22 protein-coding genes and 1 pseudogene are annotated in these 24,426 nt (G+C 59.7%); 9 read left to right on the top strand and 14 right to left on the bottom strand.

Annotated elements, in window-relative coordinates:
* Positions 1-105: 105 nt before the first annotated feature.
* Positions 106-218, bottom strand: a pseudogene (locus AC1RPZ_RS11155) (2-hydroxychromene-2-carboxylate isomerase); the annotation flags it as partial.
* Positions 219-598: 380 nt separating this feature from the next.
* Here AC1RPZ_RS11155 and AC1RPZ_RS11150 point away from each other — a divergent pair.
* Positions 599-1,699, top strand: coding sequence for a Gfo/Idh/MocA family protein (locus tag AC1RPZ_RS11150; protein ID WP_493137079.1), 1,101 nt, complete (start codon positions 599-601; stop codon positions 1,697-1,699).
* Positions 1,700-1,703: 4 nt separating this feature from the next.
* Here AC1RPZ_RS11150 and AC1RPZ_RS11145 read toward each other — a convergent pair whose 3' ends face one another.
* Positions 1,704-2,588: a LysR family transcriptional regulator gene (locus AC1RPZ_RS11145; protein WP_493137078.1), complete on the bottom strand. Its 885-nt coding sequence runs from the start codon at positions 2,586-2,588 to the stop codon at positions 1,704-1,706.
* A 147-nt stretch (positions 2,589-2,735) separates the two neighbouring features.
* Between AC1RPZ_RS11145 and AC1RPZ_RS11140 the strand changes: the two genes are divergently transcribed.
* The 4 genes from AC1RPZ_RS11140 (at position 2,736) to AC1RPZ_RS11125 (ending at position 6,056) form a co-directional block, all read left to right on the top strand.
* Entirely contained in the window at positions 2,736-3,836 is a 1,101-nt protein-coding gene (locus AC1RPZ_RS11140; RefSeq protein ID WP_493137077.1) for an alkene reductase, read from the top strand.
* A gap of 83 nt (positions 3,837-3,919) precedes the next feature.
* A complete protein-coding gene (locus AC1RPZ_RS11135) occupies positions 3,920-4,855 on the top strand; it encodes a LysR family transcriptional regulator (protein ID WP_493137076.1) in 936 nt (311 codons plus the stop codon).
* Positions 4,856-4,995: 140 nt separating this feature from the next.
* On the top strand, positions 4,996-5,754 hold the full coding sequence (locus AC1RPZ_RS11130; RefSeq protein WP_493137075.1) for an SDR family oxidoreductase: 759 nt from the start codon (positions 4,996-4,998) through the stop codon (positions 5,752-5,754).
* Positions 5,755-5,921: 167 nt separating this feature from the next.
* Positions 5,922-6,056 (top strand): hypothetical protein, encoded by a 135-nt coding sequence (locus AC1RPZ_RS11125; RefSeq protein ID WP_493137074.1) that lies wholly within the window; start codon positions 5,922-5,924, stop codon positions 6,054-6,056.
* On the opposite strand, the gene AC1RPZ_RS11120 is transcribed toward AC1RPZ_RS11125, so the two are convergent.
* Positions 6,053-6,265 (bottom strand): DUF3079 domain-containing protein, encoded by a 213-nt coding sequence (locus AC1RPZ_RS11120; RefSeq protein ID WP_493137073.1) that lies wholly within the window; start codon positions 6,263-6,265, stop codon positions 6,053-6,055. The genes AC1RPZ_RS11125 and AC1RPZ_RS11120 overlap by 4 nt on opposite strands.
* A gap of 221 nt (positions 6,266-6,486) precedes the next feature.
* Between AC1RPZ_RS11120 and AC1RPZ_RS11115 the strand changes: the two genes are divergently transcribed.
* From AC1RPZ_RS11115 to AC1RPZ_RS11100, 4 genes are read left to right on the top strand one after another with little or no spacing between them, the layout of a single operon-like run.
* Positions 6,487-7,011 (top strand): iron transporter, encoded by a 525-nt coding sequence (locus tag AC1RPZ_RS11115; protein WP_493137072.1) that lies wholly within the window; start codon positions 6,487-6,489, stop codon positions 7,009-7,011.
* On the top strand, positions 7,012-7,344 hold the full coding sequence (locus tag AC1RPZ_RS11110) for a cupredoxin domain-containing protein (protein ID WP_493137071.1): 333 nt from the start codon (positions 7,012-7,014) through the stop codon (positions 7,342-7,344).
* Between the two features lie 22 nt (positions 7,345-7,366).
* Positions 7,367-8,221 (top strand): FTR1 family iron permease, encoded by an 855-nt coding sequence (locus tag AC1RPZ_RS11105; protein WP_493137070.1) that lies wholly within the window; start codon positions 7,367-7,369, stop codon positions 8,219-8,221.
* Positions 8,209-9,588 carry a 4Fe-4S binding protein gene (locus AC1RPZ_RS11100; RefSeq protein WP_493137069.1) on the top strand — a complete coding sequence of 460 codons (1,380 nt, stop codon included), beginning with the start codon at positions 8,209-8,211 and terminating at the stop codon, positions 9,586-9,588. The genes AC1RPZ_RS11105 and AC1RPZ_RS11100 overlap by 13 nt, the downstream gene beginning before the upstream one ends.
* A gap of 17 nt (positions 9,589-9,605) precedes the next feature.
* Here AC1RPZ_RS11100 and AC1RPZ_RS11095 read toward each other — a convergent pair whose 3' ends face one another.
* The 11 genes from AC1RPZ_RS11095 to AC1RPZ_RS11045 form a co-directional block, all read right to left on the bottom strand.
* Positions 9,606-10,301, bottom strand: coding sequence for an anaerobic ribonucleoside-triphosphate reductase activating protein (locus AC1RPZ_RS11095; protein ID WP_493137068.1), 696 nt, complete (start codon positions 10,299-10,301; stop codon positions 9,606-9,608).
* Positions 10,298-10,465, bottom strand: a complete 168-nt coding sequence (gene nrdD, locus AC1RPZ_RS11090; RefSeq protein WP_493137067.1) for an anaerobic ribonucleoside-triphosphate reductase — start codon at positions 10,463-10,465, stop codon at positions 10,298-10,300. The genes AC1RPZ_RS11095 and nrdD overlap by 4 nt, the downstream gene beginning before the upstream one ends.
* 32 nt (positions 10,466-10,497) lie before the next feature.
* A complete protein-coding gene (locus AC1RPZ_RS11085) occupies positions 10,498-12,513 on the bottom strand; it encodes a ribonucleoside triphosphate reductase (protein WP_493137066.1) in 2,016 nt (671 codons plus the stop codon).
* Between the two features lie 149 nt (positions 12,514-12,662).
* Entirely contained in the window at positions 12,663-13,655 is a 993-nt protein-coding gene (gene moaA / locus AC1RPZ_RS11080) for a GTP 3',8-cyclase MoaA (protein WP_493137065.1), read from the bottom strand.
* 24 nt (positions 13,656-13,679) lie between these two features.
* Positions 13,680-14,639, bottom strand: a complete 960-nt coding sequence (locus tag AC1RPZ_RS11075) for a peptidylprolyl isomerase (protein ID WP_493137064.1) — start codon at positions 14,637-14,639, stop codon at positions 13,680-13,682.
* 10 nt (positions 14,640-14,649) lie between these two features.
* Positions 14,650-15,330: a respiratory nitrate reductase subunit gamma gene (narI, locus tag AC1RPZ_RS11070; RefSeq protein ID WP_493137063.1), complete on the bottom strand. Its 681-nt coding sequence runs from the start codon at positions 15,328-15,330 to the stop codon at positions 14,650-14,652.
* Positions 15,323-16,078: a nitrate reductase molybdenum cofactor assembly chaperone gene (gene narJ / locus AC1RPZ_RS11065; protein ID WP_493137062.1), complete on the bottom strand. Its 756-nt coding sequence runs from the start codon at positions 16,076-16,078 to the stop codon at positions 15,323-15,325. The genes narI and narJ overlap by 8 nt, the downstream gene beginning before the upstream one ends.
* Before the next feature lie 2 nt (positions 16,079-16,080).
* The gene (gene narH / locus AC1RPZ_RS11060; protein ID WP_493137061.1) at positions 16,081-17,619 is read right to left on the bottom strand and encodes a nitrate reductase subunit beta; all 1,539 of its coding nucleotides are present in this window, start codon (positions 17,617-17,619) and stop codon (positions 16,081-16,083) included.
* Position 17,620: 1 nt separating this feature from the next.
* Positions 17,621-21,394 carry a nitrate reductase subunit alpha gene (locus tag AC1RPZ_RS11055; protein ID WP_493137060.1) on the bottom strand — a complete coding sequence of 1,258 codons (3,774 nt, stop codon included), beginning with the start codon at positions 21,392-21,394 and terminating at the stop codon, positions 17,621-17,623.
* A 69-nt stretch (positions 21,395-21,463) separates the two neighbouring features.
* Entirely contained in the window at positions 21,464-22,861 is a 1,398-nt protein-coding gene (locus AC1RPZ_RS11050) for a NarK family nitrate/nitrite MFS transporter (protein ID WP_493137059.1), read from the bottom strand.
* A complete protein-coding gene (locus AC1RPZ_RS11045; protein WP_493137058.1) occupies positions 22,839-24,143 on the bottom strand; it encodes an MFS transporter in 1,305 nt (434 codons plus the stop codon). The genes AC1RPZ_RS11050 and AC1RPZ_RS11045 overlap by 23 nt, the downstream gene beginning before the upstream one ends.
* Positions 24,144-24,426: the final 283 nt, after the last annotated feature.

Here is a 24,426-nt window from a genome sequence, read left to right as displayed (position 1 = left end):
CGGAACTGCGTATGGCCGGTTTGTTTCTTAAAACAGGAGAGATCCTGCAATCGAAACAACCGGCCTCTCCCGGAGACATTGTTGTGCGCTCTGATCGAGTAGAACAGCATTTCCAGTTGCTTGAAAAATCCCCCCAATAGCATCGGTTTGAAAACCACAATCGCCCCTTTCTCCGCGCATAGCCTTGGCAACTGAGTCCATGCCAAATATGACGCTATTGAAAAGAGCTATTTCACGCCGGAAAAATAGAAGAACATTTCCAAGCCCACCCTGAATTCGAATTGTTGCGTAAATCTATGCGAGTGAGGCGGGCTACTACGAGAGCCACACGTTGACGAGCAACTTCTGGTCATCGCCGTTGACCTTGGAAAATCGACCTATCGCGGAGCATTCCGGACACCAACGTCCGAAATGTTCGGATCTCTAGCGTATTTTTCCCGACAGCTTCTCTTCCTACACTGGGTCCATCAGATTTTCCACAGCCAACCTTGGCTTTGTCAGCGCCCTCTGCGCGGCGGCGGCCTTGACCCTGGCCTATGCCTGCGGCCGCCGATCAGTACCGCAACCTTACCCTTCAAACTAAGCTCAGGAGCTTTCCATGACCATGCCATCTAAAATTCGAGTGGGTCTCATTGGCGTCGGTAATTGGGCCGAGTACGGCCACTTGCCTGCCCTCAAGCTGCTTCCCGACTACGAGCTGACGGCAGTCCACAGTCGCGACCCAACCAAAGCTGCCCAACTGGCGCAGCACCACGGCATCCGCTTTGCGCTCGATTCCGTGGAAGCTCTGGTGAACCATCCGGAAGTGGACCTGGTGGTAGTGCTTAACACGGCGCCGCAGCACGAGATCACCGTGCGGGCAGCCATCGCAGCCGGCAAGGATCTGTACTGCGAATGGCCGCTGACACCCAGCAAGGCCGTGTCGCAGGAACTGATGGAGCTTGCGGAAAAAGCCGGCGTTCGGCATATCGCCGGATTGCAGCGCCGCCTGAACCCGGAATATCGCTACGTGCGCGACCTGTTGAAGAACGGGTATATCGGGGAACTGCGCTCGGTGCGGCTGCACATCAGCGTCGAATACTTCCAGCGGGAACGCCTGGCCGCCCTGCACTTCACCATCCCGCCAGAGAATTTCTCCAGTCTGCTCTCCATCTATGGCGGCCACTATTTCGATGCGGTGTTCACCATGCTGGGCCATCCAGACAGCATTAGCGCGCTTACCGTCAACCAGTTCCCGGAAGTGACGCTGATCGAGACGGGCGAGGTCCTGAAACATACGACGGCCGACCAGGTCGTGCTCAACGGTACCTTCTCCAACGGCGCGGTGCTGACGGCCCATATCGAGGCGGGAAAACGCAACAACTACGGCATTCAACTGGATCTGACCGGCACCAAGGGCGATATCAAGATCTGTAACACCACCGCCTTCGGCAGCGAGTTCTATACCATCGAGGCAGCCCAGGGAGATGCTCAGCCCATGCGGCTGCTCAATGTGCCGCCGCGCTACAACTGGTTGCCGGAGAACAACCTGGACAACAGCCAGCAGGAAATAGCCAACCTGTATGCCGCCTACGCGCAGGATGTGCGCGATGGCACGCACCAGGCTCCCACCTTCGCAGACGCCTTGTGTATGCACGAATTGATCGAGGCTATCGAGAAATCCAACCGCGAAGGCGTGCGCCTGACGCTGCAGGCGTGAGCAATCAGATGCGCAAGTGCGCACTCATGTAGTCAATGAAAACGCGCAACTTGGGCGAGGCATAACGGCTGGCCGGCCACAGCATCCAGAAGACGACCTGGCGGTCCATGTAGTCGTCCAGCACTGTGACCAGCTGGCCGCCTTCCAGCGCTTCGCGCACCAGGAAGGTAGGCAGAAAGGCAATGCCCCTGCCCTGGATTGCGGCATAGGCAAGAGGCTCGATCGTGTTCGATATCATCGTGTCGGGCAGCACCAGTTCAGCCTCGGCGGCTTCGAGCCGCAGCGGCCAACGCTCCAGTTTTCCCGTTGCGGGAAACTTGTGTTGCAGGCAGAAATGGCGTTCCAGTTCACGCGGATAAGTGGGTACACCATGCCGCTTGAGATACGTGGGCGACGCCACCAGCACATGTGCGCAGGAACCCAAGCGGCGCGCGGCCAAGCGAGAATCGGTTTGCTCGCCGGTCCGAATCACCGCGTCGAACCCCTCCTCGATCACATCGACCATGCGGTCGCAAAAATCGATATCCAGTTCGACTTCCGGATACCGCTCCATGAACCCGTCAAAGGCCGGCATCATCAGGTCGCCCAATAGAGGAGTGCCCACGCGAAGCCGCCCACGTGGACTGCCAGCCAGGCCTGACAGCTCGGACTCGGCAGCGGTGACCTCGCTGAGGATGCGGCGGCATCGCTCAAGGAACAGGGTCCCCTCGGCAGTCAGCGTGATACTGCGTGTGCTGCGATGAAACAGCCGTACACGCAAGCGCTCTTCCATCCGCGCGATGGTTTTGCCCACGGTCGAGGACGACACCCCCATCTGCCGGCCGGCCTCAGTAAAGCTGCGCGTTTCGGCAACTTGCACGAACATTGAAATGCCACTCAGGCTTTCCATCACTTTTCCTGCTTGCCCCAGTAGTGCCCCACCCACAAGGCGGGATTACGGAAAAACCATCCGAAATGTTCGGCATCGCGGGATATTTTTCTCCACGCATTTTACGCCTACATTGCGCCCATCCCACCACTGATAGGTATCGATGTCATGTCCAAACTGCATACGAGCATCCAAGTAGGTCCATACCAAATTTCCCATCGCGTCGTTTTAGCGCCGCTTACCCGCATGCGCGCCGAACCGGGCGCCATTCCCGGCCAGCTGATGGCCGAGTACTACGCCCAGCGTACCACCGCGGGTGGGCTGCTGATCGGCGAAGCCACTATCGCCGCACCCAATGGTAATGGATACCTCGGTGCTCCCGGTCTGTATGACGACAGCCAGATTGCCGGCTGGAAGCTCGTGACCGACGCCGTCCATGCCAAGGGTGGCAAAATCTTTCTGCAGCTCTATCATGCGGGGCGCCAGTCCAATAGCCTGCTGCAGCCGGACGGCGCCCAGCCAGTGGCCCCGTCCGTCGTGGACCACGGCGGCCTCGCCTTCACCGAGACCGGCTGGACCCCCGGCAGCCCACCGCGCGAACTGACCATCGCTGAAATCCGCGAGCTGGTAGAAAGCTTCCGCGCCGCGGCCGAACGCGGTATCGCTGCCGGCTTCGACGGCGTGGAGCTGCACTCGGCCAACGGCTACCTGTTCGATCAATTCCTGCAGGACGGCAGCAACAAACGTACAGATATCTACGGTGGCTCGTTCGAGAACCGCAGCCGGTTCCTGCTGGAAGCGGTAGAGGCTGTGATCTCCGTCTGGGGCAGCAATCGGGTGGCGGTGCGTCTGGGGCCGAGCGGCAATTTCGGCGATATGTCCGACAGCGACCCCGTTGGCCTGTTCACCTATGTCGCGGGCGAGCTGGACAAGCTGGACCTCGCCTATCTGCATCTGATCGAGCCGCGCATCTTAGGTGTCGCCGAGGACGAGCGCCGGGACCAGAATCCGGTGGCATCCCAGCTCCTGCGCAAGCACTACAAGGGCACCCTTATCGCAGCGGGCGGCTTTTCCGGTGAGTCGGCCAAGGCAATCCTTGAGGCCGGCGATGCCGACCTGGTCGCTTTTGGCCGCCACTTCATTGCCAACCCTGACTTGCCAGAGCGCCTGCGCAACGGCTGGCCGCTGAACCCGTACGACCGCGAGGCTTTCTTCGGTGGCACGGAGGTGGGTTACACGGACTATCCTTTCTACACTGAAGCGGCCTGATACCCTGCACCGCCGGCAACTGGGGGCCATAGCTGCCCTCAGTTGCCCATGGACACCTATTTCGTTTCCAAAGAGGTGCCTATATGAAGGACCTTTTCACCTACAGGCTTTTCACAAGGGTGGCGCGACTGGGCAGTTTTTCGGCCGCGGCACGCGAAATGGGTCTTTCTCAATCCCAGGTCTCCAGGATTGTTGCCGAACTCGAAGCCGATCTTGGCACCCTGCTTTTGGCGAGATCGACACGCGCAGTGGTACCCACTGAGGCGGGGGCGGATTTCCTGTCGCGCATGGAGCCCATCCTTGCGGCGGTGGAAGAAGCTGAGCAGAGCGTTCGCGCAGGAGGAGAGCTGCGTGGCGTCGTCCGGATCAGCATGCCAACGAGCATCGGCGTAAGGGAAATCATTCCGCGTATAGCTCCGTTCGCGGCAATACATCCCAACCTGCATATCCAGGTTCTGCTCGCTGATCACTGGCAAGATCTGGTCCGCGAAAATATCGATGTTGCGATAAGGCTGGGGCGGCTATTGGACTCCAGTGCAACAAGCCGTCAGATCATGACAATCTCCAGGTTCATTCTCGCCTCCCCCTCCTACTTGCGCGCCGCTGGAGAGCCGACTACACCGGAAGACCTGCAAGCACATCGAATCATTGCAGGTCCAGCCTCGACTGTCCCGAGCGGCTGGATGTTCACACGCAATGGAGAGACCAGGACAATTCAGCTCGAGGCTCACTTCTCGACCGACGAAAATGAGGGGGCTGTCGCAGCCGCAGCCGCTGGGTTGGGGATCACGTCGACAACGGCCTGGGCGTGCCGGCGTGAGCTTGAAAGTGGTGAACTCGTCACACTGCTCACCGATTGGGAGACCGAATCCGTACCTGTCCATGCCTACTTCCCCCATGGCTCGCGTACCCGGAGTGCCGGCCGTGCCTTGATCGAGCATCTTGTATCCAGCCTTCTTGGCGAGGGCTGCGACGCGCTCGGAACACATCGCGGCAATACCTATGCATCCCATACATAGAAGATAGCAAGCCAGAGTGGCTACTCTGATCCCCCCGCACCTGCCAATTTAGTGCCGTCATCCTGCACGACGCATCGGTCGACCTTTTCAGCCGAGCGGCGCGCTGGACGCCCTGACTTCATCAATCGAGGAGAAGTGTCATGCGTATGACCGGCAATACTATCTTCATCACCGGCGGCGGCTCCGGCATTGGCCGCGGCTTGGCCGAAGCCTTCCACACGCTCGGCAATAAGGTGATCATCTCTGGCCGGCGCAAGGAGCGGCTGCAGGAGACGCTCGACGCCAACCCTGGCATGGCCGCCATTGAGCTCGACATTACCGATCCGGGCAGCATCCAGGCGGCAGCGCAGACGCTCATCGCCAATTATCCGGACGTGAATGTGCTGATCAATAATGCCGGCATCATGATGCTGGATCACGCAGACAGGCCAGTGGACGATGCGCTCGCGCTGTCGACCGTCACCACTAACCTGCTCGGCCCGATTCGCATGACCTCGGCGCTGGTCGAGCATCTGAAGGCACGGCCTGATGCGGTGATCGTCAACGTCTCCTCCGTTCTCGGCTTCGTGCCGATGGCAGTGACGGCGGTCTATTCGGCGACCAAGGCAGCACTCCATTCCTACACGTTGTCGCAGCGCTACCTGCTGCGGGGACATGGCATCCAACTGGTCGAAATCGCGCCGCCCTGGGTACGCACCGAGCTGCTCGATAGCAGCGAGGAAGAGCGCGCTATTCCTCTCGGCCAGTTCATTACTGAAGCGATGACGCAGTTCGAGAGCGGCGTGGACGAAATCCTCGTCTCTCCAGCCGAGGCTATGCGTGCCAACCCCGGCCCGAACGAACATGCGTGGGTCAATCAGTTCAACGACATGATCGCAGCCGGGCCAACTTTGGGCTGACCGGCCGGGCGGCCCCAGCGGTCGCCTGCCCCTCACATTGCCAGCAGGATCAAGACTATGACCGCACACACACCCGCCGAGAACAAGGCAATCGTTCTCGAAGGCTTCGAAACCCTGTTCAATCGCAAGACCAGTTCTCTGGCCTCGGCCAGCCGACGAACTGGGTCGTGGTCGACATCCTCCGCCTCGAGGACGGCGTGATGGTCGAACATTGGGACGTCATCCAGGACGAGGCAACGCGCGAAAGCTCCGCCGGCGGCCATCCCATGTTCGGCGATCACTTCCCGGTGGGCGTGCGCTAGACCCCTTCATCCGGCGCCTTGTCTGTTGTGATGAGTTTCTCCAGGCCCCACTCGCGAGGCGCGCACCAATCCTCTCCGAACAGCTCTGCCGGATGCATCGTACGGTCGGAGCCATTGCCGCACGCCAGGGACTTGGCCGGACAATACCGATCGCATCCCCAACAGATCCGCTCAGGGTGTTTGGGGTTGATGGGGAAGTTCTTGGCCATGCCGATCTCCGATCATTGATAGGCGTTTTTCCAACCTACTGCCTTTGTGCAAAGCAATCCTTGATGGATATCAAGAATCGACATCAAGCGACTGTGCTCAGCAATTTCACGAGCGTGACGAGGCGTCGGTTTAATTGCTCGAAACTTGATAACAATCATTATTGTTCGCAGCAAAGCTTCCTAGACTCGGGTTCCTACTCGTCAGTGCTCAGGAAGACATTATGCGTACCCACCTCTCACTCGCCCTGCTCTTGCTCGTACCGCTGGCTCAAGCAAAGGAATACCCGATCGGGGAACCACAGCTGTGTCCGGGACTTGAAGTCGGAGCCGTATATTTGCAACCGATCGAGATGGCACCGGCGGGCATGATGCGGGCCACTGCCGATTCCGATGTTCACCTGGAAGCCGACATTCGGGCCACTGCGGACAATCGACAGGGCTTTCAGGAAGGCAGTTTCGTGCCTTACCTCAATGTCTCGTTCAACTTGAGCAGAGCGGGCAACCCGGACGAAATCAAGGGCGACTTCCATGCCATGGTCGCCAATGACGGCCCGCACTATGGCGACAATGTGAAGCTGCTGGGGCCGGGTAAATACCGGCTGACCTTCACTGTCACGCCACCCAGCGGCCACGGTTCCCTCGGGCGCCATATCGATAAGGAAACCGGTGTAGCGCCCTGGTTCGAACGCTGCGAACTGCACTACGAGTTCGTCTACGCCGGCATCGGTAAAAAAGGTGGCTATTGAATGAAGCGCCTGCCTCTTGCCTGCCTGATGGTGGCCGCAGCAGTTGCGCCGTTGACGGCCCATGCGGAGTTGCCGAGCTACGAACTGATCCTGCGCGATGGCCACTTCACCCCTGCCTTGCTCGAGGTCCCGGCCGGACAGCGCTTCAAAATCGTCCTGAAAAACAGCGGTCAGGGGCCGGCCGAGTTCGAGAGCACACCGTTGCGGGTTGAAAAAGTACTGTCGCCGGGCGTGACCACCTTCGTCGTGATTCACTCGCTCAGGCCCGGCCACTACCCCTTTTTCGACGAGTTCAATCCGCAACTGCCCGAGGGCGGCATCCTCGCGAAATAACCTGCGCGTGCACGGAGTTCCCATGAATCAATCAATGTTCATCATCTGGCGCGAAAGCGTCGAGGCGCTGCTGGTAATCGGCATTCTCCAGGCTTGGGCCAGCCAGCAAGGCCGAGGTAATCGCCTGGTCAAATTCCTGTGGGCCGGTGTGATGCTGGGGTTGATGCTCTCGGGCCTGCTCGCGGTGCTGATTCTGTTTGCCGGCGAGGCCATGAGCGGCTCAGCCAGTGAATGGTTCCAGGCCGCGTTGGCGCTGATTGCCAGCCTGCTGATGGTGCAAATGGTCGGCTGGATGCATCGCAACGGGCGCTCGCTCAAGCATGACTTGCGACGACACGCCGATAGCCACCTGGCCAAGCGAGGAGGCCTGGGGCTGTTGCTGCTGGCCATGCTCGCCGTCAGCCGCGAAGGCAGCGAAACCGTGGTCTTTCTCTATGGTGCCGGTGCTCGGTTGCGAGGCCCGCAACTCGGTTTGTTTGCGGTCGGCGGCGTATTGGGACTGGTGCTGTCGGCGCTAACCATTGCTCTGCTACACAGCAGTCGCCGGTTCATTTCGTGGCGCCGCTTTTTTGCAATCAGCGAAGTTATTTTGCTCATGCTCGGCGCGGCGTTGCTGGTCAGCGGCACCGAGCGAATCGGCGGCCAACTGCTCGCACTGGATTTGCCGGAGAGGGTTTATAGCAGCGTTGGTGAAGCCCTTTGGGACAGCGGCGCAGTGTTGAGCGACAGCCATGGATTGGGTAGCTTTCTTGCCGGTTTTGCCGGTTATCGCGCGACCCCCAGCGGGATGACCTTGCTGGTGTGGATCGGTTACTGGCTGGCCGTCGGCGGCTGGCTACGGCAACGGACTGCGGAAAACCTCCCATGCCCGACCTGAGCCGCCGCAATCGATGGCTCCAGCGCCTGGGTGACGGGATGCGTCGTCATGCGCCCGTCATTCGCGCGGTGCAGTGGGCCGTTGTACTTTTCTATGCGCTGCTGTTGGTGATACCGGCGATGTTGCCACTACCGGACAGCCAGGCGCGGATGCTCGACAACCTGACCTTGCTGGCGCAGTTTTTATTCTGGGGTATCTGGTGGCCGTTCGTGCTGCTGTCGATGGTGTTGTTCGGCCGACTCTGGTGTGGCGTACTGTGCCCGGAAGGTTCACTCAGCGAATGGGCCAGCCATTACGGTAAAGGCCTGGGTGTGCCGCGCTGGTTACGCTGGGGTGGCTGGCCAACCTTGGCGTTCTGCCTGACGACCCTCTACGGTCAGTTGATCAGCGTTTATGACTACGCCCAGGCGGCGTTGTTGATTCTTGGCGGCTCCACCGTGGCGGCGGTCGTCGTCGGGCTACTGTTCGCTCGGGGCAAGCGGGTCTGGTGCCGTTACCTGTGCCCGGTCAGCGGAGTCTTCGCCCTGCTCGCACGGCTGGCCCCCGTGCATTTTCAGGTGAATGAGCAACGCTGGATGGAAAATGCCGCGCCCCGCCAGCCACCGCCCAACTGCGCGCCCTTGCTCGATATCCGTCGCCTGCAAGGCGCCAGTGACTGCCATGCCTGCGGACGCTGCAGCGGGCAACGCGGCGCAGTTCAACTGATCGCCCGTTCCAGCAATCAGGAGATTCTTCACGCAACGGCTCGTACGCTCTCCCCCTGGGACGCACGTTTGCTGCTGTTCGGCGTAATCGGCCTGGCCATGGGCGCGTTTCAGTGGACGGTCAGCCCATGGTTCGTCGCCCTCAAACAACACCTCGCCCAATGGCTGGTCGAACACAACCAGCTCTGGGCCCTGCAGGACAATGCCCCGTGGTGGTTGCTCACCCATTACCCGCAACTCAACGACAGCTTCAGTTGGCTCGACGGCTTCAGCATCGTCGTTTACTTGAGTTTGAGTTCGATCGTGCTCGGCACAGCGCTGATGCTACTCCTGCGACTGACGGCCCGACTGGCGCGAGATCGCGCACTGTATTGGCCTCTGGCGCTGACACTCACGCCTCTAGGTGGTGCCGGACTGTTTCTCGGGCTGTCGGCCACCACCGTCAAATTACTGCGTTATGAAGGTCTGCTGCTGGAGTGGGTACAACCTGCCAGGGCCTGTCTGTTATTGGCCGCCATGGGGTGGAGCCTGCTACTGGGTTGGAAGCGGCTGAAACACGAAGGTATTTCCCTGGCTCGGCGCGTGTCGGGGGGCGTTTGCCTGTTACTCGCCAACGGCCTGATCGGGCATGGCTGGTGGTTGCAGTTCTGGGGCTGGGCTTGAATTCTCCCACCCCCCCGTTACCCCCGTAGCACGAAGACTGGGAACAACTCGCGCATGGCCTCCCACAACTCTGGCAGCAAGGCTTGTGCCGAAACGCTCGGCAACAGCAGATCGAACATCCTCTCGGTGCGAACCAGTTGCACGGCGAAGCGTTTGACCCCCAGCTCATTCAAGCGCTGCGCCAGGATCAATAGACGTTCCGGTTTGAACAGATGCCAATGCACGGTGGTGCGACATTCGTAGTCGACACCGCTGGCCAACAGATGCTCAAGGCTGCGCCAGTTAGCCGCTCCACTCCCTTCGACCCGGGTGATGGCCTGGCAATCTTCAGGCAACGCCTTGACATCGAAGCCGACCCAATCGGCACCTTTCAGTGCCTTGGCAAACGCGGTCGGTTTGATGCCGGCACTGTGCAAACCGATGCGAAACCCCATCTCCCGCACCTCGTCCATGGCGCCGAGCAAGCCGTCTTGCAAAGTCGGCTCGCCACCGCTGAACACCACGGCATCGAGCAGGTCCTGACGACGTTGCAGAAACGCCAGCACCCGACGCCAATCCACTTCGTCAGTGCCACGAGGCGGGATCAACTGCGGGTTATGACAGTAGCGGCAGCGCCAGGCGCAACCCTGGCAAAACAACACGCAGGCGAGCTGTCCCGGATAGTCGATAGTGGTCAGGGGCACCATGCCCCCAACCCGAAGCGTTCGACTCATTGGCGCCCGACCAGCGCTGCGCTTTCAGTGAAGTGCACCCGCTCGCGGTGCTCGGACTGTTTGCCTGGATTGAACGCCGATACCGGCCGGTGATAGCCCATCACCCGAGTCCAGACTTCGCAGCGTTGACGTTGAGCCTGGGGCAGTGTTTGCGATGCAGTCATGGTGAAGCTCCTTGCGGTTGAGTGGATCGAAATCAATGAACGGTGCCGGTCTTCTGTTCTTGCAGCAGCAGTGCCTCGTCGCATTTGGGGCAGAATTCATGCTCGCCATCGAGGTAGCCGTGCACCGGGCAGATAGAGAACGTCGGGGTCACGGTCAGGTACGGCAGGCGGAAGCGTCCAAGGGCTTTGCGCACCAGTTGCTTGCAGGCCTCGGTCGAGGAAATCCGCTCGGCCATGTACAGATGCAAGACCGTGCCACCGGTGTATTTGCATTGCAGTTCGTCTTGCAGTTCCAGGGCTTCGAAAGGGTCGTCGGTGTAGCCCACCGGCAGTTGCGAGGAGTTGGTGTAATACGGTGCCTGCGGGTTGCCCGCCTGGAGAATGTCGGGGTAGCGCTTGAGGTCTTCCTTGGCGAAGCGATAGGTGGTGCCTTCTGCTGGTGTCGCTTCGAGGTTGTAGAGATGGCCGGTTTCCTCCTGGAAACGCAGTAACGTAGCGCGCACATGATCGAGCATATTCAGGGCAAACTGCCGGCCATGCGCGGTGTGCATGCCCTCCTCGTCGCCCGTGAAATTGCGCAGCATTTCATGCAGGCCGTTGAGGCCGATGGTGGAAAAATGGTTGCGCAAGGTGCCCAGGTAACGCCTGGTGTAGGGATACAAACCGGCATCCATATGGTGTTGAATAACTTTTCGCTTGACCTCCAGGCTCTCCATCGCCAGTTCCATCAGCGTGTCCAGACGCTTCAGCAAACCGCTGGTATCGCCCTTGAACACATAGCCCAGACGCGCACAGTTGATCGTCACGACCCCCAGCGATCCCGTCTGCTCCGCCGAGCCGAACAAGCCGCCACCACGCTTGAGCAACTCGCGGACATCCAGCTGCAACCGGCAGCACATCGAGCGCACCTGATTGGGCTGCAGATCCGAGTTGAGGAAATTCTGGAAATACGGCAGGCCGTAACGCGCGGTCATCTCGAACAGGCGGTCGGCGTTTTCACTGCCCCATGGAAAGTCGTGGGTGATGTTGTAGGTCGGTATCGGAAAGGTGAACACCCGCCCTTTCGCATCGCCGGCCTGCATCACCTCGATGTAGGCGCGGTTGAGCAGATCCATTTCGACCTGCAAGTCGCCATAGGCAAACGGCATTTCCTCACCGCCGATGACGGGTATCTGCTCACGCAAATCCTCCGGGCAAACCCAGTCAAAGGTCAGGTTGGTGAAAGGCGTCTGCGTGCCCCAGCGAGAGGGAACGTTGAGGTTATAGATGAACTCCTGAATCGCCTGGCGCACCTCGTGAAAACTCAGCCGGTCCTTGCGCACATAGGGCGCCAGGTAGGTATCGAACGAGCTGAATGCCTGGGCGCCGGCCCATTCGTTTTGCAGGGTGCCGAGGAAGTTCACCATCTGCCCCAGGGCACTGCTCAAGTGCTTCGGCGGACCGGCTTCAACACGCCCGGGCACACCATTGAGGCCCTCATGCAACAGGGTACGCAGCGACCAGCCAGCGCAATAACCGGCGAGCATGTCCAGGTCGTGCACATGCAAATCCGCCTCGCGGTGAGCCTGACCGATGGCTTCGCTGTACACCTCATCCAGCCAGTAGTTGGCCGTGACCTTGCCCGACACGTTCAGCACCAACCCGCCCAAGGAGTAGCCCTGGTTGGCGTTGGCTTGAACCCGCCAATCTTCACGGTTCAGGTATTCGTTCATCGAGGTCGCCACTTCGACCATGGTCCGGCGGTCGCGACGCAAACGCCCGTGCTGTTCGCGGTAGACGATATAGGCGCGCATGGCGAGGAAAAAACCGGCGTCCATCAACACGCGTTCAACACGATCCTGGATTTGCTCGACGTGCAGCCTTGGCAATCCTTCCAGCCGGGCCAGTACGGCCTGGAGCAAGCCTTCGACTTCAACCTCGGTGTATTCCCCGGTTGCCTTGCCAGCGGCGATCAACGCCCGACGGATTTTGTCGGCATCGAAGGCAACCAGATTGCCATCGCGTTTGTGCAAGCGGTTACATCCTACTGAGATCAGCGTGCTCTGCATTCGGCCTCCAGACACAACATATAGATATTCAAATAAAACAAAACACAACATGCAGTGGATGGTACGGACAAAGTGCTGCTCTGCAATTGATCGACATCAAGAATCGCCGGCAAAAAAAGGCCGCCCTCGGCGGCCGAAAAAACGATGGATCAACCACCACTCATATTCATGAAACGCACAATCTGCACCTCCCCTCCGGGATTGAAATCGTGGCGCAATGGCTTGCCGCGCAAGGCTTTTTGCACCGCGTCGATCAGCGGTTGATCATCCAGCGGATAACGCCGCAGCAAACCACGCAAATCCAGCGCGTCGTCCTGCCCCAGACAAAGCAACAACCGCCCTTCAACGGTCATCCGCACCCGGTTGCAGCTGCCACAGAAGTTGTGACTATTGGGTGAAATGAAACCGATCCGGGTATCGGGATGGCGCTCCAGGCGCACGTAGCGCGCCGGTCCGCCGCTGTTTTCGGTGCTGTCGAGCAAGCGATGACGGCTGGCGATCAGCGCTCGGACTTCGTCGCTGGAACAAAACGACTCGCCTCGCGAACGGCCGACGTCGCCCAAGGGCATTTCTTCGATGAAACTGATATCGATGTGTTGATCGATGGCGTATTGCACCAACCCCAGGACTTCATCGAAGTTGCGCCCCTTCATCACTACGCAGTTGAGTTTGATTCGTTCGAACCCCGCGCTCCGCGCCGCTTCAATGCCGTTGAGCACCTGATCGAGATCGCCGTTGCGAGTGATTGCGCGAAATTTCTGCCCGTCCAGGCTATCGAGGCTGATGTTCATCCGCTTGACCCCCGCCTCCGCCAGCGGCCGCGCCAAACGGCCCAGTTGCGAGCCGTTGCTGGTCATCACCAGCTCGCGCAAACCGGGCAAGGCGGCGATGTTGCGGCACAGTCCAACAATGCCGGGACGGATCAGCGGCTCGCCACCGGTCAGGCGGATCTTGCGCACGCCCAAACCGACGAACAGGGTTGCCAGGCGCTGTAGTTCTTCCAGCGTCAGGACCTGCTGACGCGGCAGGAACGTCATGTTTTTCGCCATGCAATACACACAGCGAAAATCACAACGGTCTGTCACCGACATCCGCAGATAGTCAATCTGCCGTCCAAAGCCATCCTGCATTACAGCGTTCATCACATCTCCCGGTTGGCCAAGTGGTTACTGCACCAGCGGTGAGTCGGCGCCCTGCAAATGGATGCCGCGGATATCGGCGGCACCGATCAGGGTTTGCAGGTATTGCACCAAGGCTTTTTGCCAAACGCCTTGCTGCAACTGCGTGCGGATTGCCGTTGACACCACCTCATAGGGCAATGGCATGCCTTCGATCCGCTGATCGACACTGACCACATGCCAACCGTAGCGACTTTCCAGTGGTTTACTGGCCAGCCCCGGTGCCAGGGTGAACAGCTGACGCTCGAGTTCCGGCACAGTCTGGCCCTTGCTGATCTGCCCCAGGGAACCGCCTTGAGCCTTCGACGGACAAGCCGAATATTTCACTGCCAGCTCGGCGAAACTGCCGGGGAAATCCGTCAGCCGCTGCAGCAGGATTTCGGCCTGGACATGCGCAAGGGCGCGGGCCTCGGCATCGTCCGGCGCACACTCAAGCAGGATGTGCCGCACCGCCAGCAACGGCGCGCTGTGAAAGCGCCCGCGATTGTTTTCGTAGTAACGAAGGCTGGTCTGCTCGTCGCACTGAGGCACCTGCACCTCACGTTCGAGCAACAAGCGCGTGGCCGCTTCTTCTTCGTTCTCACCGGCACCGACCTCCAGCGACACGCCGAGCTCGGCAATGCGCTGCTGCAACAATTCGCGGATCACCAACGCCCTGGCGGCCAGATAGACCGCCTCCTCACGGCTCTCGGCCGGATGATATTGCAGCTCCTGAGCCATCGCTTCCGGGGTGATCGACACCTCGTTGACGCTGATGATCGGCCACTCCTGTTCGCTACTGGCGATCAACTGCGCCGGGGCGTCATTGGCAGCCGGTTCAACCGGGAGTGCTTCAAACTGCAGCGCCCCGGCCGGCGCGATGTCGACAACATCGGGTTCCGCTTGCTTGGAAGAACCGCAGCCACCGCTGCCCCCTTTACCGCCACCACATCCACATCCACCTGACATGATTGTCTCCTCAGATTTTCTGCCGAACGATTTGATAACGGCGTCCCAGGTACCAGATCGGTGCACTGACCATGTGTACGAGACGGGTGAAGGGGAACAACACAAACAGGGTCAAACCGAGAAACACATGCAGTTTGTAGGTCAAGCCGACCGGCGCAATGGACGCTGCCGCTTCCATCGGACGCAACAGCACGGTGTTCTGCGCCCAATCGGCGAGCATCACCATCACCGAGCCGTCCATGTGTTCGGTGGACGCGACGATTGTCAGCAGACCGAGCAGCAATTGCGCCAACAGCACCAGCAGAATCAAGATGTCCGAAACACTGGAGGTGGCGCGAACCCGTGGATCGCTCAGTCGCCGATTGACCAGCATCAGTAGACCGACCAGGCACAACAGGCCGAAAAGCCCACCGGAGACCATCGCCAGTAACTGCTTGTTTTCAGTGCTGATCACATGGTGATAAACCGACGCTGGGGTCAGCAGGCCGACGAAATGCCCGGCCAACACGAACAACACACCGATATGGAAGAAGTTGCTCGCCATGCGCATGCCGCGCTGATTGAGCATCTGACTGGAGCCCGCCTTCCAGGTGTACTGCGACAGATCGAAGCGTGCCCAACTGCCAATCAGGCAAATCGCCAGGGCGACATAGGGATAGATCCCAAACAACAACAGATTCCATTTAGACATTACCCACCTCCCCGGCCGGCACGGCGGCCAGCCCTTCATGCTGAAAATCCACCCAGTGCAACGGCACCGCGCTTTCCTCCCGGGCCTTGCCCGGTGCGCTTGGCAGCGAACTGCAACGGTCCTGCTGTTCGGCCTGAAGAAAGTCCACGGCCTCCTCTTCCCAGATCTTGTCGAGGGCTTCGAGGGAGTCATCGCGAGGTTCCGCGGCGACCTGCGCCCGCAGGTCGGCGACCGCCTGATGGGGCTCGGCTCCGGCAATTTGCAGCAGTGCCCGGAAACAACTGGCATACGCGCTCTCACGCTCCTCCAGGCGCGCCGCGAGCAAGGCCAGCAAGTGCGAAACATCCGCCAGGCCCTCGCGGGCCTCGATGTCTTCGCGGGTGGAAAGGAACTCCAGATACAACGGGATATAATCCGGCAGCTCTTTGACGCCGATGGCAAAGCCGGCGGCTTCGTACTGCGCCATCATGTCGACCATCGCCTGACCGCGGTCGCGGGATTCACCGTGCACATGTTCGAATAACAGCAGCGACAGTGAGCGACCCCGACCGAACAGCGCACCGTAGTGCTCTTGTCCGTCCATTAGGTCATTGGCGCAGATCAGCTCCAACAGCTCGAACAACGCACCACGCTGCTTGGGGCTGATTTCTCGTGACTGGATAATCGCCTGCTCCAGTTCGTCGCGACCGCCAATCAATATCTCGGTCGGGTAGTCGAGCAGCAGCGAAATCACTTTGAGAATTTGCATGCTCATTCCTCCCACAACTGGACGGTTTTCAGAATGTCGCGGCGGTTGGCTTTCTTGGCGCCGAACATGTTGGTGTCGGAGCTGCCGCTACAGCCGCTGCCGAAACTGAAGCCGCAACCGGAGCGTTCGGCAAAGGCGTCACTCATCGCGTCTTCACGGTGTGCGCTGGGCACCACGAAACGGTCTTCGTAGTTGGCGATCGCCAGGTAGCGATACATCTCTTCTACTTGAGTCACGCTCAAGCCGACATCCGCCAGCACTTGCAGGTCCTGAACGCCATCGACTTGCTCGGAACGTTTGTAGGCACGCATCGCCAGCAAGCGTTTGAGCGCACGTTTGACTGGCCTTTCATCGCCAGCGGTCAGCAGGTTGGCCAGGTAACGCAGCGGAATGCGCAGGCTGTCGACATCCGGGATCACCCCGTTCATACCGACGGTTCCGGCGGTCGCCGCGTTCTGGATCGGTGACAGCGGCGGTACGTACCAGACCATCGGCAGGGTGCGATATTCCGGGTGCAGCGGCAGCGCAAGTTTCCAGTCCACGGCCATTTTATAGACCGGCGAACGTTGGGCGGAATCGATCACCGACTGCGGCACACCATCGGCCAAGGCCTGACGGATTACCGCCGGATCGTTCGGATCGAGGAAGATCTCCAGTTGTTTCTCGTACAGATCCTGCTCATTGGCGGTGCTCGCCACTTCGCTGATGCGGTCGGCGTCATACAGCAGCACACCGAGGTAACGGATACGCCCGACGCAGGTTTCGGCACAGACCGTTGGCATCCCGGCTTCGATACGCGGGTAGCAGAAGATGCACTTCTCGGACTTGCCGCTTTTCCAGTTGAAATAGATCTTCTTGTACGGGCAGCCACTGATGCACATCCGCCAGCCGCGGCATTTCTCCTGGTCAATCAGGACAATCCCGTCTTCCTCACGCTTGTAGATCGCCCCGCTCGGGCAGGACGCCGCGCACGTAGGGTTGAGGCAGTGCTCGCACAGGCGCGGCAAATACATCATGAAAGTGTTTTCGTACTCGCCGTAAATGTCCGCCTGAATCTTGTCGAAGTTCTTGTCCTTGCGGCGCTTGGCGAATTCGGTACCGAGAATTTCCTCCCAGTTCGGGCCCCACTCGATTTTCTCCATGCGTTTGCCGGAGATCAGCGAACGGGGACGTGCCGTCGGCTGGTGCTCGCCCAGAGGTGCTGTGTGCAGGTGCTGGTAATCGAAGTCGAAAGGTTCGTAGTAGTCGTCGAGGCTCGGCAGGTCCGGGTTGGCGAAAATATTCGCCAACACACGGAATTTACCGCCGATGCGCGGGTTGATCGTGCCGTTGGCGTTACGAATCCAGCCGCCCTTCCATTTGTCCTGGTTTTCCCATTCTTTGGGATAGCCGATGCCGGGTTTCGATTCAACGTTGTTGAACCAGGCGTATTCCATGCCTTCGCGGCTGGTCCAGACGTTCTTGCAGGTGATCGAGCACGTGTGGCAACCGATACATTTGTCCAGGTTCAGAACCATGCCGATTTGTGAGCGAATCTTCATCTCAGTTCTCCTCGATATCGGTCGGCAGGGGACGCGGCAGGTCATCGCCGGACGAACCATCGAGCCAGTCGACTTTGGCCATCTTGCGCACTACGACGAATTCATCGCGGTTGCAACCGACCGTGCCGTAATAGTTGAAACCGTAAGCTTGCTGGGCGTAGCCGCCGATCATGTGGGTTGGCTTGAGCACCACCCGGGTGACCGAGTTGTGGTGGCCGCCACGGGTTTTGGTGGTTTCCGAACCGGGCACGTTCACGATCCGTTCCTGTGCGTGGTACATCATCACCATGCCTTCCTTGACTCGCTGACTGACCACCGCCCGGGCGGTCAACGCACCGTTGACGTTGAAGCACTCGATCCAGTCGTTGTCTTCAATGCCGGCACGTTTCGCGTCGATCTCCGAGAGCCAGACAATCGGTCCGCCACGGCTGAGGGTCAGCATCAGCAAGTTGTCGCTGTAGGTGCTGTGAATGCCCCATTTCTGGTGCGGAGTGATCCAGTTCAGGACGATTTCGGTCTCACCGTTGCTACGCTTGCCTTTCACCCCTTCGATGGTGCGGGTGTTGACCGGCGGCCGATAACTCATCAGTTGCTCGCCGAACGCCTGCATCCAGGGGTGATCCTGATAGAACTGCTGGCGACCGGTGATGGTGCGCCATGGAATCGCTTCATGAACGTTGGTGTAGCCGGCGTTGTAGCTGACGTGATCGTCTTCGAGACCCGACCAGGTCGGGCTGGAAATGATCTTGCGCGGCTGGGCCTGAATGTCGCGGAAACGAATCGCCTCGTGGGCCTTGGACAGCGCCAGGTGGCTGTGATCGATGCCGGTGAATTCCGACAGCGCGGCCCAGGCCTTGACGGCTACATGACCGTTGGTTTCCGGTGCCAGGGACAGAATCACTTCAGCGGCATCAATCGCCGTATCGATTTTCGGCCGACCGTGGCTGATCCCGGCGTCACCTTCGTGGTGATTGAGTTCACCGAGGAATTTCACTTCGTCTTCGGTGTTCCAGTTAATGCCCTTGCCGCCATTGCCGTGTTTTTCCAGCAATGGACCCAGTGAGGAGAACTGCTTGTAGATGTTCGGGTAGTCACGCTCCACCACATGCAGGTTCGGCGCGTTCTTGCCCGGCTCCGGTGCCACGCCGGCGCTTTTCCAGTCGGTGCCGCCAAATGGCTGGGCCAGTTCGCCGACGCTGTCGTGCATCAACGGGATGGTCACCAGATCCTTTTCAACCCCCAGGTGCCCGACCGCCATGCTGGAAAACGCCTTGGCGATGCCTTTGTAGATTTCCCAGTCGGAACGCGATTCCCATGCCGGGTCGATGGCCGCCGACAACGGGTGAATGAACGGGTGCATGTCCGAGGTGTTCATGTCGTCTTTTTCGTACCAGGTTGCGGTCGGCAACACGATGTCCGAATAGACACAGGTCGAGGACATGCGGAAGTCCAGTGTGGTGACCAGATCAAGCTTGCCGATCGCGCCCTCGTCCACCCATTCGGCTTCTTCGGGTTTGCAATCGCCGACCTGGCCGATGTCTTCGTTCATCACGCCGTTCCTGGTGCCGAGCAGGTACTTGAGCATGTACTCGTGGCCCTTGCCCGAAGAGCCCAACAGGTTGGAACGCCAGATGAACATGTTGCGCGGGAAGTTCACCGGGCTGTCCGGCTGTTCGCAGGAGAACCGCAGCGAGCCGTCCTGCAACGACTTGACCACGTAGTCTTTCGGGTCCATGCCGGCCGCGGCGGCATCGCGGCAGATATGCAGCGGGTTGGTGTTGAGTTGCGGCGCGCTGGGCAGCCAGCCGGCGCGTTCGGCGCGGATGTTGTAGTCCAGCGCATGCTCGGGAAATTGCGACTTATCGGCCAGCGGCGAGAGCACGTCGTGCATGCTCATTTTCTCGTGACGCCATTGCGAACTGTGGGCGTAGAAGAAGCTGGTGCCGTTCATTTGACGTGGCGGACGGTTCCAGTCCAGACCGAACGCCAGTGGCAACCAGCCGCATTGCGGGCGGAGTTTTTCCTGACCGACGTAGTGCGCCCAACCGCCACCGGTCTGACCGACACACCCGCAAAGCATGAGCATGTTGATCAGCCCGCGGTAGTTCATGTCCATGTGGTACCAGTGATTCATCGCCGCGCCGACGATGATCATCGAGCGGCCCTTGGTCTTGTCGGCGTTGTCGGCAAACTCACGGGCAATCTGGATCGCTTTCTCACGACTCACGCCGGTGATCTGCTCCTGCCAGGCCGGGGTGCCGGGCACCGAAGCGTCGTCATAATCCTTGGCAACGTTGGCGCCACCCAAACCGCGATCGATCGCCAGATTGGCGGCCGACAGGTCGAACACGGTGGCGACTTTGGCCACGCTGCCGTCCGCCAGAACGATGCTATGCACCGGCACACGGCGGTATTGCACGGCATCGCCGGCCACGTGCTGGAAGTGCTCGTGGGACTCGCCGGCAAAATACGGGAACGCCACTTCGGCGACGTCATCGCCGATCAGGCTGAGTTTCAGGTCGATCTCACGTCCTTCGCCGCCTTCACGAGCAAGGATGTTCCACTTGCCCTTCTCTCCCCAGCGATAGCCGATGGAGCCTTGGGGGGAGACCAGTTCACCGCTGACATCCAGGGCGATGGTTTTCCATTCCGGGTTGTTCTCCTGGCCGAGGTTGTCGGTCAGGTCACTGGCGCGCAAGAAGCGGTCGGGCTGGTAGCCGGCGCCCGGCGCCACATCCGCCATTTGTTTGAGCAGCACCAACACCGGCAAATCAGTGAAACGCTTGGCGTATTCAGTGAAATAGGCGCTCGGTTTGTCCAGGTGAAATTCTTTGAAGATCACATGGTTGAACGCCTGCGCCAGCGCCGCATCGGTGCCCTGCTTGGGGTTGAGCCACAGATCGGTGAGTTTGGCCACTTCCGAGTAATCCGGGGTGATCGCCACGGTCTTGGTGCCCTTGTAACGGACCTCTGTAAAGAAGTGCGCATCCGGGGTACGGGTCTGCGGGACGTTGGAGCCCCAGGCAATGATGTAGTTGGAGTTGTACCAGTCGGCCGATTCCGGCACGTCGGTCTGCTCGCCCCAGACCATCGGCGAGGCCGGTGGCAAGTCGCAGTACCAGTCATAGAAGCTCAGACAGGCGCCGCCGATCAGCGACAGATAACGGGCACCCGCGGCATAGCTGACCATCGACATGGCCGGAATCGGTGAGAAACCGACGATTCGGTCAGGGCCGTATTGCTTGATGGTGTAGACGTTGGCCGCGGCAATGATCTCGTTGACTTCTTCCCAACTGGAGCGAATGAAGCCACCCATGCCGCGTTTGCTTTTATAGGAGTCGGCCTTGACCTTGTCCTCGACGATGCTGGCCCAGGCTTCGACCGGTGCCATAGTCTGCCGTGCATCGCGCCAGAGCTTGAGCAACGGCTTGCGGATTTTCGGGTACTTGAGCCGGTTGGCGCTGTAGATGTACCAGCTGTAGCTGGCGCCACGCGGACAGCCGCGCGGTTCATGGTTGGGCAGGTCGTTGCGGGTGCGCGGGTAGTCGGTCTGCTGGGTTTCCCAGGTGATCAGGCCGTTCTTGACGTAGATTTTCCAGGAGCAGGACCCGGTGCAGTTCACCCCGTGGGTGGAACGCACGATCTTGTCGTACTGCCAGCGCGAACGGTAGACGTTCTCCCAGTCGCGAGACTCTTTGCGGGTCTCTCCGTGACCGTCGGAAAACTCGTTTTGCTTGCGGTTGAAAAACCGCAGTTGATCCAGTAAATGACTCACGGTGTAGTCCTCTCAGGCTTGCTGCGGGGTTCTGTGCCCCGCCCACGCAATGGTTGGATTCGGGTCGTCTCAGCAGGGGGTCGCGGCGCCTTTACGTGCGTACCACCACCAGGTCACCACGATGCAGCTCAGGTAAAAACCGACGAACATGTAGAAGGCCATCTCCGGCCCTCCGGTCTGGGCCATCGAAGTGCCGAAGGATTTGGGAATGAAGAACGCACCGAAGGCGCCGATGGCCGAACTGAAGCCGAGGACGGCGGCCGACTCTTTGCCGGCATCCTTGAGCGCTTGTTCGCGCACGGTGGGTGGTTTTCCGACGGAGGCTTTTTCATGCAGGGTGCGGAAGATCACCGGGATCATCCGGAAGGTGGAGCCATTGCCGACACCCGTGGTGATGAACAGCAGCATGAACATGCCAAGGAAGCCGTAGAAGTTGCCGCCCGAACCGTTCTGAGGGAGGAAGTGCAATACGCCGAAGACCATCACGATCATCAGCATGAAGTTCCACAAGGTCACTTTCGCGCCACCGAGTTTGTCCGCCAGCCAGCCGCCCAATGGGCGTACCAGCGCACCCACCAACGGACCGAGGAAGGCGAATTTCAAGGCGATGACGTCCGGGAAGGAGGTCTTGATCAGCAACGGAAACGCCGCGGAAAAGCCGATGAACGAACCGAAAGTCGCCAGGTACAGCCAGCACATCAGCCAGTTGTGCTTGCGCTTGAAGATCACGGCCTGGTCGCTGAACGAAGCGCGAGCACTGGACAGATCATTCATGCCGAACCAAGCCAGTACCGTCACCAACACAATGAACGGCACCCAGATGAACCCGGCGTTTTGCAGCCACAACTGGCCACCGTCCGGCAGCGCTTGCGGTTGACCACCCATGAAACCGAACACACCGAAGGTAATCACCAGCGGCACGCAGAACTGCATCACCGAGACACCCAGGTTACCCAGCCCGGCGTTGAGGCCAAGGGCGGTACCTTGCTGGGATTTGGGATAAAAGAAGCTGATATTGGACATGCTCGAGGCAAAATTGCCGCCACCAAAACCGCAGAGCAAGGCAATCAATACGAACACGCTGTAAGAGGTGCTCGGGTTCTGCACGGCGAAACCCATCCAGATCGAGGGCAATAGCAGCGATGCGGTACTCAGGGCGGTCCAGCGCCGGCCACCGAATATCGGCACCATGAACGAGTAGAAGACGCGCAGGGTCGCACCGGACACCCCCGGCAACGCCGCCAGCCAGAACAGTTGGTCAGTGGTGAAACTGAAGCCGATGGCGTTCAAACGCACGATCACCGTGCTCCAGACCATCCACACCGCAAAGGCCAACAGCAGCGCAGGAATGGAAATCCACAGGTTGCGAGTGGCGGTCTGTTTGCCACTACGACCCCAGAACGCGGGGTCCTCGGGGCGCCAGTCATGAATGACCGGGCCTTTGTCAGGCTTTTGCAGAACGGACATATTCTTCTCCTTGGGCAATGCTGGAAAACGGGGAAGCGGTCACCGGCAGCGCTTTACCAAACACCGGGCTCTTGCGTATTTCGCTGAAGTACATCCAGGTGAGGGAGACCCAGACCACGCCGTACATCAACATGAAGCAGGAAGAGCGCACGCCGGTGAGGTCCACCAGGGCGCCGAACAGGATCGGCAGCACGAAACCACCCAGGCCGCCCGCCAAGCCGACGATGCCGGACACGGCGCCCATGTTTTTCGGGTAGTCATTGGCGATGTATTTGAAAACCGAGGCCTTGCCGAACGCGAAGGCGATGCCCATGACGAACAGCAGCACGGTGAACAGCGCGGGATTCAGGCCGATGTGGAAATTCAATGGACCGTTGAGGGTCTGCACTTGCAGTTGGGTCTGGGGATACGAGAGCAGGAACAGGCAGATCCAGCTGACCCACAACACCCACCAGGTCACGCTTTGCGCGCCCCAACGATCCGACATCCAGCCGCCGACGGCACGCAGTACACCGCCGGGCAGGGAAAAACAGGCCGCCAGCAGCGCCGCGCTTTGCAAGCTGAAACCGTATTCCTGCACGTAGTACTTGGTCATCCACAATGCGAGGGCGACGTAGCCACCGAAGACGATCGAGTAGTACTGGCAGTAGCGCCACACTGCAGGGTCCTCCAGCGCTCGTAGTTGCTCACGCAAACTGGCGCCCGTGGCACTGCGGTGGTCCTGGTTCTCGGCGCTCAGGAACCAGAACAACAGCGCGGTGATGAAAAGGATGGCGCTGAAGACTTTTGGTACCAGCTGCCAACTGCCGGCAGCGATCAGTGCCGGCGCGAGAAACTTGGTCACCGCGGCCCCGGCGTTGCCCGCACCGAAGATGCCCATCGCAAAACCCTGATTCTCCTTGTCGAACCATTTGGCGACGTAGGCAATCCCCACTGAAAACGAACCACCGGCCAGGCCGACGAACAAACCCAGCACCAGGAACTGCCAGTAGGCGGTGGCGTGGCTGATCAGGTACAGCGGTGTCACGCAGGCCAGCATCAGCAGGAAGAACACGCTGCGTCCGCCAAAGCGGTCAGTCAGCAGGCCCAGCGGCAAACGTATCAGCGAGCCGGTCAGCACCGGGGTCGCGGCCAACAGGCCGAACTGGGTTTCGTTGAGCTGGAGCAGTTCCTTGATCGGCACCCCGAGCACGGCAAACATCATCCAGACCATGAAACACACAGTGAAGGCCAGCGTGCTCATGCCCAGCACCAAGCCTTGTCTTACACGCGGTTGGGTCACAATGCTCTCCAGTCAGTTAGCCATGGCGGCAGACTAGAGAGACAAACCCCGCAAAAACTTGATTCATGTCAACGAAGCCCATGGGGGCATAGGCCTATGCTTATGCGGTCTACCTCTAAGGAGGTAGTTCAGGAAAACCTAAAAACCATTTATTTATCAGCCTCTTAAGGTTTTCCAGCAACGCCATTGCTGACAGGGAGACGTCGACAACTCTTTAGAGGTAGCGCACCCGGGACGGGATGCAAAACCGCATTCTGGGGCGCCGCATGCTCAGTTTTCCTGC

The sequence above is a fragment of the Pseudomonas sp. GW822-FHT02D10 genome (assembly GCF_058802345.1).
Note: the sequence above shows the minus strand (reverse complement) of the source record. Positions and strands in the feature narration are given on the sequence as shown.